Here is a 13,459-nt window from a genome sequence, read left to right on the forward strand (position 1 = left end):
TTATCCTGGTTCCTCCCATCGATGCTTAAACTTTTTCTACCGCCATGGTTACCTTTTCGGAATTGATATTCCATTCTTTCTCGTAGCCCCTGGTCTCGCCCAGCACAATCTGATCAGCAAGTACCTCAGAGCGGATCTCGTCGCCGTGTTCAGTCAGGATTCTGGAAATCGTCTCATTTCCTTTTGCAAATACATGAATTCTGTCCATCACTTCAAACCCTGCTTCCTTACGCATGGTCTGGATTTTGCTGATGATCTCACGGACAAAGCCTTCTTCAATCAGTTCCGGAGTCAGATTTGTATCCAGAATCACGGTGATCGCCTGGTCAGATTCAGTGACATAGCCTTCCTTCTGGGCAGACTCAATCAACAGATCCTCTTCAGATAATATAATTTCCTCTCCGTTGATGTCCAGCTTCAACTGCCCGTTTGCACGGATTTGGTCCATCGCTGCATTTCCGTTAACATTCCCCAGCGCATTCCGGACCGCCCCTACCAGCTTTCCGAATTTCGGACCTACGGTCTTCAGCTGGGGCTTGAAGGTGTAGGTAATAAATTCACTGATGCTGTCTGTAAATTCGACTGCCTTTATGTTCAGTTCGTCTTCAATAATCGTCTTATAAAATTCGGACAGAGAGAAGCTGCTCTTCACATACATTCTGGAGATAGGCTGGCGGTTCTTGATGTTGGCCGCATTCCTGCAGGCACGGCCCATGACGACGATCTCCAGCAGATGTCCCATATCCTCTTCCAGCTGTTTATCGATCCACCCTTCCTCCACCTTGGGATAATCGCACAGATGAATACTCTCCGGGGCAGACTGATCCACCGTCTTCACCAGATTCTGATAAATATCCTCTGTCATAAACGGAATCATCGGTGCGGCCGCTTTGCAAAACTCCACCAGAGCAGTGTACAGCGTCATATAAGCATTAATTTTGTCCTGTTCCATCCCTTTAGCCCAGAAACGCTCCCTGCTGCGACGCACGTACCAGTTGCTCATGTCGTCCACGAAAGCCTCCAGCGCTCTGGCAGTCTCAGGGATCTTGTAATTAGACAGATCGCTGTCTGCCTCACGGATCGTGGAATACAGCCGGGAAAGCAGCCATTTATCCATAACGGAAAGTTTTGCATAATCCAACTGATAGTGCGTCGGATCAAACTGGTCAATGTTGGCGTACAATACGAAGAATGCATAGGTATTCCAAAGCGTACCCATAAACTTGCGGGAATACTCTGTTACGGCTTTCCCGTGAAAACGGTTGGGCAGCCAGGGCGCACTGTTCACATAGAAATACCAGCGGATCGCATCGGCCCCATAGGTCTCCAGCGCGTCAAATGGATCTACCGCGTTCCCCTTGGATTTGCTCATCTTCTGGCCGTTTTCATCCTGCACATGGCCCAGCACAATTACGTTTTCATAAGGCGCTTTATTAAAAAGCAGAGTAGATATCGCCAGCAGGGAGTAGAACCAGCCCCTTGTCTGATCCACGGCTTCAGAAATAAACTGAGCCGGGAACTGCTTCTCAAAAAGCTCTTTATTTTCAAAGGGATAATGATGCTGCGCGAAAGGCATGGAGCCTGAGTCAAACCAGCAGTCAATGACCTCCGGCACACGATGCATTAGCTTGCCGCATTCCGGGCATTTGATGGTCACTGCGTCGATATACGGACGGTGCAGCTCAATATCATCCGGACAGTTACCGGACATGGATTTCAGTTCCTCAATGCTGCCAATGGAATGCATGTGACCGCAGTCTTCACAGATCCAGATATTTAGGGGTGTTCCCCAGTAACGGTTCCGGGAAATGCCCCAGTCCTGGACATTCTCCAGCCAGTCCCCGAACCGGCCTTTGCCGATGCTTTCCGGAATCCAGTTAATCGTATTGTTATTCCGGATCAGATCCTCTTTTACAGCCGTCATTTTGATGAACCAGGATTCACGGGCATAGTAGATCAGCGGCGTGTCACATCTCCAGCAGTGGGGATACTCATGCTCAAATTTCGGCGCGTCAAATAGCTTGCCTTCCTGATCCAGGTCGGCCAGCACCAGGGGATCTGCCTTCTTCACAAAGATGCCCCCATAGGGTGTCTCTTCTGTCATATTCCCCTGTCCGTCAACAAACTGAACGAAGGGCAGGCCGTAATCCCTTCCCACCCGGCTGTCGTCTTCACCAAATGCCGGGGCTATATGAACAATTCCGGTACCGTCTGTCATGGTGACATAGTTGTCACACGTCACAAAAAAAGCTTTTTTCTTCTGCTTCGCGGCAGCCTCTCCCGCACAGGCAAAGAGCGGCTCATATTCTCTGTATTCCAGATCGGTGCCCTTATATTTTTCCAGAACCTCGTAAGGCTTCTGATCTTCTTCCTCAGTCAGTTTACCCAGTACCTGGTCCAGCAGCGCTTCTGCCATATAATAGGTGTAGCCGTCAGCCGCCTTTACCTTACAATAGGTCTCTCCGGGGTTTACACACAATGCCAGGTTAGAGGGCAGCGTCCAGGGAGTCGTAGTCCATGCTAGGAAATAAGCGTCTTCCCCGACTACCTTAAACCGCACGATCGCCGAGCGTTCCTTCACTGTCTTATAGCCCTGAGCAACCTCCTGTGAGGACAGCGGAGTCCCGCAGCGCGGACAGTAGGGCACAATTTTAAAACCCTTGTAGAGCAGGCCTTTTTCCCAGATCTTCTTCAGCGCCCACCATTCGGATTCAATAAAGCTATTCTCATAGGTGACATAGGGATGCTCCATATCGGCCCAGAATCCGACCGTATTGGAAAAATCCTCCCACATGCCTTTATATTTCCAGACACTCTCCTTGCATTGCCTGATGAACGGCTCCATGCCGTATTCCTCGATCTGCTCTTTGCCGTTGAGCCCCAGCTTCTTCTCCACCTCCAGCTCCACGGGAAGTCCATGGGTATCCCAGCCGGCCTTTCTCGGCACCTCATAGCCCTTCATGGTGCGGTATCTCGGAATCATGTCTTTGATGACGCGGGTCAGCACATGGCCGATATGGGGTTTCCCATTGGCGGTCGGAGGACCGTCATAAAATGTATACATCGGACTGCCTTCCCGTTCCTTCATGCTCTTTTCAAAAATCTGATGTTCTTCCCAGAACTTTTCGGTTTTCTTTTCCCTTTCTACAAAGTTCAGGTTCGTGTCTACTTTCTGGTACATAATTTCCTCCTTATACTACGAACGGCACTCGTCCCGTAATAGGACGAATGCCGTACATTCATTCGCTGACCACCTGTTACATACTGTCATATGCTGTCCTTATAACGCCGGACCTGCGGCCGCGCCTACTCTTGGGAAGTCCTGTCTTCCGTAATTTCAGCTGGCAACTCAGGAGTGATCTTCTGCTGCTCCTATTCGCTCCGGTCTCTCACCCTCACCGGATCGCTTTGCCTTTCGCGAACAGCATACTGTCTCCGTCATTGTTTTTACTCAAGTTGGTATCATTATACGTATAATTTTCAGCAATTGTCAAGTCATTTCATGGCGTTTTTTCCGGCGTTTTTCCCGCAGCTCATCTTTTTTTCCGCGGATTTCCTCCGCTTCCATCTCACTGCTCACCTTTATGGTCTTGACCACGTAGACTTTCCCCTCGTCTGTCCGCTTCATCCGGGCCTTACCCTTAATGTAGCCGTGAACCGGGCAGATGGCGATGCAATAATAGTTCTTTGAATTAACAGAGAACCAGCGCAGCTTCTTCCTGGCGCTCTTACCGCAGAGGCAGCAATGGGTCGCCAGAACCTCCCTGTCCGCCATGGCCTCTTCCTTGGTGTTAAATTCTCTGGAGATAAATTTGGAATATCCGTTATACACCGCGTGTATCTCTTCCTTCTTAGTCTTCGGATTCTGATAGACATCGATGGAATCATAGGCCAGCACGACGTCCATATCAATCTTCTGGAAGATCTCCGCCGTATACCAGGCATCTGAAAGCGCCCTGTGGAAATCCAGGTCCTTCTCCAGCTTCAAAAAATCAATGCCGTACTCCAGAGAACGCCGGCTTCTCATATCCTCATAGCTGACAGCGAACAGCTTCTGGACGTCATTATAATGAAGCGGTCCCTTCAGCAGAGAAAGCAGCCCGTAATATTTCATATTCCGCTGCAGCTCCACCAGGTCAATCGTTCCCCAGGTGCAAAACTGTGACTCCGGCCCCGCCCATGACAGGAATTCTCTGAGCGCATCTGGAAAAAGAGCCCCCTTCTCCAGCGCATCCTGATCCAGATGGACAATCTCCTTCGTTCTGAAGTGAAGCTTCGGATAGACCACAGGTTTGATGATTTTATGAAACCGGTCCACATATTCTCTGTCTTTATTCAGTTTTATTGCGCCGATTTCAATGATCTCAAAAGGAAGAGTCTTAACCTCCCGGTTCTTGCCATAGGGGCACTGATTCCATTCCAGATCAAACACAATATAATTCATACCGTATTGTTCCCGTCAGATAGTAAGACTGTGTGGCAGGGTATAGAACACATACCTGCTACTTTTATAGTATACAATATTTCTGCGGGACATACAACAAGTACAATTTAACTTACTTTCACTTTCTGAAATGCTTCTTCCAGTGTTTTTTCACTCACTGTCATCTGGGAACCGTCGCTGCCGTAGGTTTCTACTTCTATGGAGAAGAGGATATCCCCCGTCTGTACCCAGCCTTTGTATTCTTCAAAATGTGTCGCGCCATAGCCGCTGTCGTAGTCATAGGTATTTTTCGCCCAGTATACTGTCATCCCATTCACAGTCATCTCCTGTACCTGGCCGGGGGTGACGTTGGCGTATTCCTTGTAATCGCCCATCCAGCTGCAGTCTGTCGCATCTTCCGCCATTTCATCCAACGAGTAATATTCTACAAAATTGTAGGTGATGTCCACAGAGGGCTTGGAATAATCGGTGCTCATGGATGAGAGGTAGCCGTCTGACGCATAAGAGAATTCCTGGCCGTCCATTAAGGTGATTACTGCGGCGTGTCCGCCTTCGTCGGAATTAATGGTATAATTTCCGTCAGCATCGGGTTTCAGCTCGTCATCCTCAGCGCTGCCTGTATTGCCGGTGTCTCCCGGCTGCTGACCGTCTGTACCGCTCTTGCCATCGTTCAAATCATTCGCCTCATCGTCCAGGCCATCGAGGATACCGTTGTAATCTTCATCTGTAGCAGTTTCTTTTGCTTCATCCGGTACCTTTATTTTTTTTACACTGTCGTAATCATTGAATATCAGCTCCAGATCAAATTTTTTGACTTCCACGGCGCCTCCGCTGCTTCCCATGGACGCATCCATCATGGCGCTTCCCAGGTCTTTACAGTCCAGTTTGACTTTTGCAGGCATTTTGGTATCTTTATATACGTATACCTTTAATTTGGCTTTGATATCATCCCAGTCAATTTCATCATCGTCCAGCATTCCTGTGCTGTCCATGGAGGTATCTATAAAATCTTTCAGATCGTCGCCGCTCAGGTTCACGCGCAGCACGTAGGCGTCTTTATCATTAACGCTGGCAAAATCCTCATCCATTTCCACCTCCAGATCCCCGTCAGCGATGGCTTCATAGAGGGAGAGATTCAGCATATCGCTGTCTGCCTCTTCACTGACAGATTTCATCCATTGGCCGTTCGCCAGGGTATAGGTTACCATCTCGCCATCTTCTATGACGGTATAAGACTCTGTTTCCTGTGTTTCTTCCTGGCCCATGATTGACATGCTGACAGTCCCCTTTGCATATGCGGCCGCAGGGTCCAGCGTTGTTTCCATATCAGTATCCATGCCCATGGACATTTCCATCTCTCCAAGCTCATCCGAAATGCCGCTCATGTCTATGACGGCTGAAAAATCCAGCTTTACACTCATTTCCACGGACTCCACTTTTCCCAGGTTTGCCGCCATGCTCTTCGCAAGACTCTGGGGTGTTTCCTTGCCGCATCCGGTGAATGGCAGTATGCACATTACTCCCAGCAGCAGCGCCCCTGCCTGACAGGCTTTAACTCTTCTCTTCATATGATTTCTCCTCTTCTTTCATTTCTATTTATTTTTCCAGATAGATAACTCCCATCCAGTAAAATCCTTTTAAATCCTCATCCTGCGTGTTCTCTATGACCTGGTTTCCTATCTCATAAAAATCATTGTCGTCCAGGTCATAATTTGTCCGCAGCACTGCAGTTCCGTTTTTCTCCAGTTCGGCAGTCAATTCATCCGCGATGTCATCAATGGAAAAGAACCGGTTCTGTAAATGGTAATATTCATCCTTTTCCAGATCTGACCGGTAATCGCCCAGCCTGCTGTCAATCACGTATGAGGTATCCTCTATTAGGGTCTTTGCCACGGCATAATCCGGCATGTTCAGAAGGGCATTGGACAGCATATCATTGTCGTTATTGGTCACATCGACCGTCTGCCATGCACCGCTTATCTCCACCCGGTTCCAGGCATGTGACAGACTTCCGTCCAGATATCCGGTGGTCACAATGCTCTTAAGACCGGCGGCATCTGCAAGAAGCTTGAAGGAACCGGCATAGCTGGCGCAAACCCCTTTCCCGTCTATCAAAATCCCGTAGGGTGTAAACGCATCATTGTATTCCGGATCGACCCTCTGATAGCCATATTGTTCAGCGTTATCCAGTGCATCGTAATCGTATGTTCCATTCTCGCAGAGATAATTGTTAATAGCCAGTTCCTTCTCCAGATCCGACATGCCGCTGCTGATGATCCGGCTGGTGACCGTCTCCACCTGATCTATGATCTCCTGCTGCTTCCTGCGGCGCTCTTCTCCGCCCTCCTGGTATTTTACCTTTAGGCTTTTGCCGTCTCTGGACAGATATATACCGTCAATTCCGAGAATCAGCGGATTCTGGTAATAAGCTTCTTCCCAAGCGTCTGTCAGAATCACTGTATCAGAGCTTTCTGGAAATTCCGAAAGATCAATCTTCCGCACACCGTTCAGCATACTAATTGCCAGGTATTCGCTGAGCGCGCTGTTGGCAGTCACCTGATAGCCGTCTTTCACCTTCATCTCTGCTTCAGAACTGTCTTCGTCTTCCTCATCCTGCTCAATTTCAGCAGTCACGTTTCCAGTCTTACTCCGAAGCTTTTCCTGCCGTTCTGCCAGGCCCTGTATATCCTTCTTCCATGTCCCTTTTTTATAGTTTTCCACTTTCACAGAACCTGAAAAAGGGGTCCCATCCACAACATAAGGGATTTCCAGCACATTCCGATGTTCTGCGCTGATGATGTTGCCGTCATCGTCCATTTCCGCATACGTGGCGTCTGCCTCTGACGCCTCGTCCGTTTTATAATGAATCAGCCTCTGGGAAAGCCTTCCGTCGCATAGAGTGATCCACCGGTACGCGGGCGCTGTATCAAGAGTCGCCGTATAGGCTGAATACCCGTCTTCGCTGCCTCTCTCCGTATTATAAGCCAGGTTATACGGGAGCAGCTTCGCCAGGTCATCTTCACAGAAGATCTGGCTGACCATAGAGGTCCCTTGCTGGTTCACCGCTACTACCCCGTAATAGTTAATGTATTCCGAGTTCTCCCGGACCGGACCGTCGGCCGGGTCATACTGGTCTTTATATGCCTCCACCATATGCTGGTTCAGCCAGTCATCTTCTGAAATAGAAAAGGTCCTGAAACGGGTATTCGCCGCATAGACATCTCCCCAGTTATCCTCCGCAGGAGCCGTCCAGCTGGTATCGGCAGAAGTTCCCACCACTGTACCCGGGATAAAGCTGCCTGTCTCGCTGCGGCTCATTTCCATGATGTAATACTGCTCCGCTCCTTCTACCGGCTCCCACTGGAATCTGGCGACTCCGTCGTCAGTCTGGTCAAGGGTCACATCCGGGGCATCCAGCTCCCCTTTCACTGTCATTACGGTAACAACCGGCTTTTCCAGGGGCTCTCCTGTCTCCAGGTCTACCATCTGCACCATGTACAGCGTACCTCTGTTGCCCCAATCCATCCCTTCTCCTCTGTCAAAGAGATAACTGCTCTCCGAATCGTAACCAGGGGCATCCTCCATATCATAGGAGCTCACCTGCAGCCCTCCGTTCCTTGGCGGCCGGATTGTAAAAGTGTTCTCTGATCCCTCATCCCAGGACGCCATATATGGCAGTGTGTGGGTTAGATCGCTTTCTTCACAGATCTTGATAATTTCCCCAAAGCTGGTCATCCCCTTTTCACCAGGGTCGAAACCAATGGTAAACTGAAAGCTCTGGTCTCTTGGGATATCCAGCAGCGGCTCTGCATATTCATATTTTTCTTCTGAAGCGTATTTCTGCTTTACTTCACCTGCCAGCTGCTTTGTTGTTACTCCGGCAGTCTCAAGCTCTTCTGTATCTTCGCTCCGCTGACTGTCTACGTTCAACCGCCCGCTTCCGCTCTCCGTGCCTGAACCAGAGACAATAGTTTCCGCGGAGCTGCTGCACCCGGCGGCCAGCATGGAGACAGCAAGAAGTGCTGTAATAATATATGATCTTTTCTTCATTGTCTTCTCCCTCCTTTTCATGTCCTTTTGATGTATCTCTGATTAGAACAGTCCTTAACCTCCCATAAGGTTGCATCATTCATTAAAAAATTTATATAAAACATTCTCAAAATCTCTTTTATTCGTGTTCCCGGCTGTTATTTCTCCTGTTAACTCCTGCTCCGTTCCCTGAAAAACGGCGCCATAGCCACCTTCCTCCAGTTCATAGACGTATATTTTCCGGCCGCCGATCCGGGTATTGGCTTCAAATCCTTCCGGCAGACCGCTGACATATCTGAGCGAATAAATTTCCCCATCTTTTCCTTCATATTCAATGGATGCCTCTGCTCCCGCCAACAGTTCCCTGTTCTTATAGTAGCCTCTGGCCTCCCAGGATACCTCTTCAATCCCTTCCGGCAGACCGGAAAGCTCCAGTTTTTCACCGCTCCACTCTTCAAACTGCTGCTTCTCCCAGGGCTGCTTCAGATGCATGCCCACTCCAAAGTAAAGGTTCTGCCGATCGGCGATGCTGGCGGGCCGGCCTTCTCCGTAGGTAATTCCATCGTATCTGCTGTTCAGCGTAACTGCCAGAATCAGGACAACGCATGCCGCAGCAGCGATTATGCCGATCCACTTGCCTGATAAGGGCATCCGTCTTCTATGGACGGCGTCTGGAATCTCTGCCCCTTTTTGCTGCGCCGCTTTTTGCCGTAAAGCCTCCTGCTGCATGGCCTGCCAGGTCCGCAGCTTTAATTCCTCCGGAACGCTGCCTTTCATCATCTTCCTGTAACGGTTATCACCCAACATACCCACCTCCTTCCAAACTTATCTTCAGCATACCCCTCGCCCTGGAAAGCTGGGATTTCACCGTACCGTCACTGCATTCCAGAATCCGCGCTATCTCCTGTATCTTCATTCCCTCATAGTAAAAGAGGTGGATCACCAGGCGGTATTTATCCGGAAGCTTCGCCACCTCCTCCCATAGCTCAGGATCTGCCCGTTCCGGCGCGGTGAGATTAGGGTCTAATTCCGCCCTGTGACGGTTCCAGGCCGATCCACTGAGCTTCCGGCACCGGTTAACGGTGACCCGGATCAGCCAGGCTCTGGCATGTTCTTCTGAGCGGATCGACGACTGGTAGCGAATTAACTGAACGAATACATCCTGAAACACATCCTCTGCATCATGATAGTTGCCAGTCTGGTTCCAGGCGATCTTATATACCATATCCGAGTATTGTTGAAATAATATTTCTATATCCGGCCGGTATGCCGTCCGCCCTTCTTCTCTGTCTCCTCTGAAAATCTGTAAGCTCATCCGTCCATTCCCTCAACTAACCCCTCTGCCTATAACAGTCCGCAGCCTGCCAAAAGGTTGCAGTCGCAGAACCACCTTTCTATGTAATAAAAAGACTGTCCCTCCCGCCTTTCTGGGACAGTCTCCGCTTAAAAGACCTCATTCAGACTGTATTGAATTTTAACTTTCCGCCTTTTTCCCCTTCTGTCAGCGTAAAAATTCTTTTCTATCCGGCCAGCAACCAACTGCGCTACTTCATAAGCACACGTTTCAATCATCACAATAAATTGCGAACTGCTGTATTTTGAAACCACATCGCCGGAACGGAGAGAATGAATCAGCACATCCTGCATCCTGTCCATGGCTTTATTCATTGACCGCAGATATTCAGCCGATTCCTGATCAGTCTTTTCTCTGTTATGCAGAGAGATCAACAGCAGATACATGGAAATCCCCATTCTTCTGCTTCTTCTGATCTCCAGCCCGTAAACTTTCTTAAAAACACCAAATTCGCAGTAAAACGCCCCCTGTTCGGATTCTTCTTCCCGGAGCTTCTCCTGTATGACCAGAATATCCAATTCTTTCTCGTTGGTCTGCTTCAAAAGCTCATCATATGCTTCTCGAAGCTCTTTCGACGGGCTCGTACCTAATTTTTCGTACAGGACCCTGACCGCCATATGGTAATGCTCTAACGCGAGATTCTGCTTCTGTTCGCCCAACAGCGCACGTATATAGTAAATGTGCAATTCTTCATCCAATTCATCGGCTGTCACAGCCTTGTTACACAGCTCAGACATCTCCTGATACCGTTGTTCCTTCTCTAAGAGACCCGCCAGCTCCTTGACCATTGCCAAATATAAGGAATGATAATATGCCGCCTGAGACGTGATCCAGTATTCCTCTGACAAGACAGGAACGAATTCTCCCTTAAACAAATCACTGGCTTTCTGGAAGCAATAGATCTTTTCATTATCATCCTTAGCAGCATTTCCTTTTTTCTTCCAATATTCAAAAGCTTCCGCATCCACTTCCAGATTGATTTCAGGGTTCCACTGGTATGTACCTCTTCCGGTAATTATAAATTCATAGTCTCCCCAAATCTTCTTCAGGCACATCCTCAGCCGGTATACCAGATTCTTCAGCGCGCCCGCAGGATTATCACTCCCTCCCTCCTGCCACAACACCTCACACAGCTCCTGTACCGTCAGCGCTTTTTTTCTGTGGAATATGATATAAACGAGCAATTTGCTGACCATAACAGAGCGTATTTCTTTCTCATCCAGCGTCCCCTCTGAACCGAAGACCTTTAAATAGCCGAAAGTCTGAATCTGCAGACTATTCATTGATTTCTGATCTTTATTCATTTACAGTTTCTCCTATTTATGTCTAATTCCGTTGAAGTATTGCCTGATCAGAACGTTTCTCCTTTAACGCTTATTATATCATAACTGTTCTTTACAAACCACCCTGATTTTTTTAATCTGCTCTTGCCACAGAGTATCCCGTTGCACATGCCCTGCCCCGTTAGGAGCACATATATTACGGGGTGCCTTGTGAGTATGTGCTGACAGGGGGCTGTTAAAATGTATAGATGTTAAAAAAAGGAATCGCCAGAACCGGCATTTGCCGGAACCAACGATTCCTAATTGAAGACTTATTTTACAACCTCATGATATCCGGGATACTCTGAAGTATGCGGATACTATCATTTCATTATTTTCTGCCGTTTTCCTTTCTCTTCTTGCTGATCAGGATGTAGAGGATAACCAGAACCGCAGCAGCGGCCACACTGATTCCACCGATCAGGAAAGGATTCACCCCTGATTTACTTGTAAGATCCTGATTTGCTTTTGGAACTTCTTCATCATCAATGTTTTCTGTGCCTGCATTGTCCTGAGTGTCTCTATTGTTGTTCTTGCTCTGATTCAGATCCTGATTTCCCTGTGGTACCTGCTCATCTTCAATTTCTTCTGTCGGTGTTGTGGTTGTCTGATCAACCAGTTCTCCCGCCGGTGTATAGGTCTGTGTCTCTCCTGTCGTAGGATTCGTAATTACCGTAACAGGAGTTAATACCGTTTCTTCTTCTATTACCGGTACATCATAATAGATGGTCTCTTCCTGGGTAACGACAGTATCCACGTTCTGCAGATCATTGACGTCTCTGTAATATGCTGTCAGATCCCTCTGCGGAGTATTGTAGTTGTAAACCAGAGCTTCATCCTGTCCCGCCAGCTTCACATACTGGGTACCATTGGCATCATAGGTATCCGGAATCTCTCTGCTGTAGTTTGATCCGGCCGGTACCGTTACTTCTTCGCTGAAAAGCACTGTATTGTCTGAAACACTCCTGAAGGAAATATTTACAACCTGTTCAGAATCAATAACGGTCCCTACCTGGTTATAGTACACATAGAGAATCCGGCTGCTCGGATCATCATAATGACGATCATAGGAAGCGGACATTGCGCCGTCCAGTATATAGTCCGTTCCATTCACGTTTATCTGTGCTTCCGGAGTGTAGGATCTTGTTTCATCAACCGGAATCTCAATGAGGGTTTCATCAAGAAGGCTTCCGCTGGCGGAATCCACCAGGCGGATATCCCAATAATAGGGCGTCTGCTGATCAAACAGGGAATAAGGAACATCATAGCTTCTTACAGTTCCTTCCGGATCGTGGCCGATAACTGTCTGATCTGCGTGATAGTAGAATACACTTCCGTTACTGCTGATCTCCAGGGAACCAGGAACCGTAAGCTGTACTTCGTCAACAGAACTGTCCTCCGCAGTGATTGTCTCATACTGGGTGCCGAGAACGGCTCCTGTAGCACTGTCTGTATAGTTAATCTTCACTGTGTATGGATAGGAAACCGCCGGTTCGTCTTCCACATATACAATATCATAATCCAGAACCGGGCTGAAATAATTCAGGGTAACAGTGTCAGGACCGCTGAACTTGGTATAACTTCTGCCGTCTATTGTGATGTTTTTCTCTACGTTAAAAGTAACATTGCCCCCATAATACTCCAGAGCGATAGGATTCGTCTTCAGTACATTACCCCTGTCATCCACATAATAAACGCAGGCTTCAATAGCTGCCGGATTATACGCGCTGTAATCGAAGGTATATCTGCCGGTTCCATAAGATATGGGCAGCTGGCTGTATGCAGAAGACAGATCATACTCCATACCGTCTTCTTCAATCTGTTCGTCCGCTGTAAATACAAAAGAATCATCTATCGCAACTGTGCCAGTCTCTTCCGTTGTGGTCTTTACCAGATTTCCGGAAGCGTCATACAGGTTATAGCTCACTGTATAATCATGAGCCAGCATACTTCTGGCTGATACTTCTGTTCCTTCCACGTAATTCCCGCTGTCATCTACCTGATATACATATATGTCGTAATCAACCCTGGGATCCAGATGAAGCTCTCCGCTTGAAGAATTAAGCCTCTGGTCATATGTCCATGTTGTTCCGTCGAACAGGTCATATCTTGTATGTGCCCAGTCGTCAGTGCTGATGTAAAACACCTGATAAGACGGATCCGGTGATACTGCCGAATATACATTAACCGTGGCGGCCTGTGCTTCAACAGTCGGTACTGCGATGCATCCTGCTATCAGTGCAATAGCCGTTAAAAAAGTCAGCAACCTTTTCTTCATAATAATTACCTCCAACTTTCTATCTAAACCTT

8 protein-coding genes are annotated in these 13,459 nt (G+C 48.2%); all 8 read right to left on the reverse strand.

Annotated features, from left to right (window positions below; all coding sequences use genetic code 11):
• Positions 1 to 25: 25 nt before the first annotated feature.
• A complete protein-coding gene (gene ileS, locus H9Q79_RS13630) occupies positions 26 to 3,181 on the reverse strand; it encodes an isoleucine--tRNA ligase (RefSeq protein WP_249328524.1) in 3,156 nt (1,051 codons plus the stop codon).
• Positions 3,182 to 3,490: 309 nt separating this feature from the next.
• A complete protein-coding gene (locus H9Q79_RS13635) occupies positions 3,491 to 4,444 on the reverse strand; it encodes a 3'-5' exonuclease (protein WP_118644334.1) in 954 nt (317 codons plus the stop codon).
• Between the two features lie 107 nt (positions 4,445 to 4,551).
• Entirely contained in the window at positions 4,552 to 6,012 is a 1,461-nt protein-coding gene (locus H9Q79_RS13640; RefSeq protein ID WP_118644332.1) for a DUF6612 family protein, read from the reverse strand.
• Between the two features lie 28 nt (positions 6,013 to 6,040).
• The gene (locus tag H9Q79_RS13645) at positions 6,041 to 8,494 is read right to left on the reverse strand and encodes a transglutaminase domain-containing protein (protein ID WP_249328525.1); all 2,454 of its coding nucleotides are present in this window, start codon (positions 8,492 to 8,494) and stop codon (positions 6,041 to 6,043) included.
• A gap of 75 nt (positions 8,495 to 8,569) precedes the next feature.
• Complete coding sequence (locus H9Q79_RS13650) at positions 8,570 to 9,280, reverse strand: hypothetical protein (protein WP_249328526.1); 711 nt, start codon at positions 9,278 to 9,280, stop codon at positions 8,570 to 8,572.
• A complete protein-coding gene (locus H9Q79_RS13655; protein WP_118644322.1) occupies positions 9,270 to 9,788 on the reverse strand; it encodes an RNA polymerase sigma factor in 519 nt (172 codons plus the stop codon). Before H9Q79_RS13655 ends, H9Q79_RS13650 begins: the two co-directional genes overlap by 11 nt.
• Before the next feature lie 128 nt (positions 9,789 to 9,916).
• Entirely contained in the window at positions 9,917 to 11,131 is a 1,215-nt protein-coding gene (locus tag H9Q79_RS13660; protein WP_118644320.1) for an AfsR/SARP family transcriptional regulator, read from the reverse strand.
• 349 nt (positions 11,132 to 11,480) lie between these two features.
• The gene (locus H9Q79_RS13665) at positions 11,481 to 13,427 is read right to left on the reverse strand and encodes a hypothetical protein (protein WP_118644318.1); all 1,947 of its coding nucleotides are present in this window, start codon (positions 13,425 to 13,427) and stop codon (positions 11,481 to 11,483) included.
• Between the last annotated feature and the right edge of the window lie 32 nt (positions 13,428 to 13,459).

This window comes from Wansuia hejianensis (assembly GCF_014337215.1).
Classification (GTDB): Bacteria; Bacillota; Clostridia; order Lachnospirales; family Lachnospiraceae; genus Scatomonas; species Scatomonas hejianensis.

Excerpts from the sequence above, each read along its gene's own strand:
- ileS (WP_249328524.1), bottom strand. The coding sequence starts at position 3,181 with ATGTACCAGAAAGTAGACACGAACCTGAACTTTGTAGAAAGGGAAAAG.
- H9Q79_RS13635 (WP_118644334.1), bottom strand. The coding sequence starts at position 4,444 with ATGAATTATATTGTGTTTGATCTGGAATGGAATCAGTGCCCCTATGGC.
- H9Q79_RS13640 (WP_118644332.1), bottom strand. The coding sequence starts at position 6,012 with ATGAAGAGAAGAGTTAAAGCCTGTCAGGCAGGGGCGCTGCTGCTGGGA.
- H9Q79_RS13645 (WP_249328525.1), bottom strand. The coding sequence starts at position 8,494 with ATGAAGAAAAGATCATATATTATTACAGCACTTCTTGCTGTCTCCATG.
- H9Q79_RS13650 (WP_249328526.1), bottom strand. The coding sequence starts at position 9,280 with ATGTTGGGTGATAACCGTTACAGGAAGATGATGAAAGGCAGCGTTCCG.
- H9Q79_RS13655 (WP_118644322.1), bottom strand. The coding sequence starts at position 9,788 with ATGAGCTTACAGATTTTCAGAGGAGACAGAGAAGAAGGGCGGACGGCA.
- H9Q79_RS13660 (WP_118644320.1), bottom strand. The coding sequence starts at position 11,131 with ATGAATAAAGATCAGAAATCAATGAATAGTCTGCAGATTCAGACTTTC.
- H9Q79_RS13665 (WP_118644318.1), bottom strand. The coding sequence starts at position 13,427 with ATGAAGAAAAGGTTGCTGACTTTTTTAACGGCTATTGCACTGATAGCA.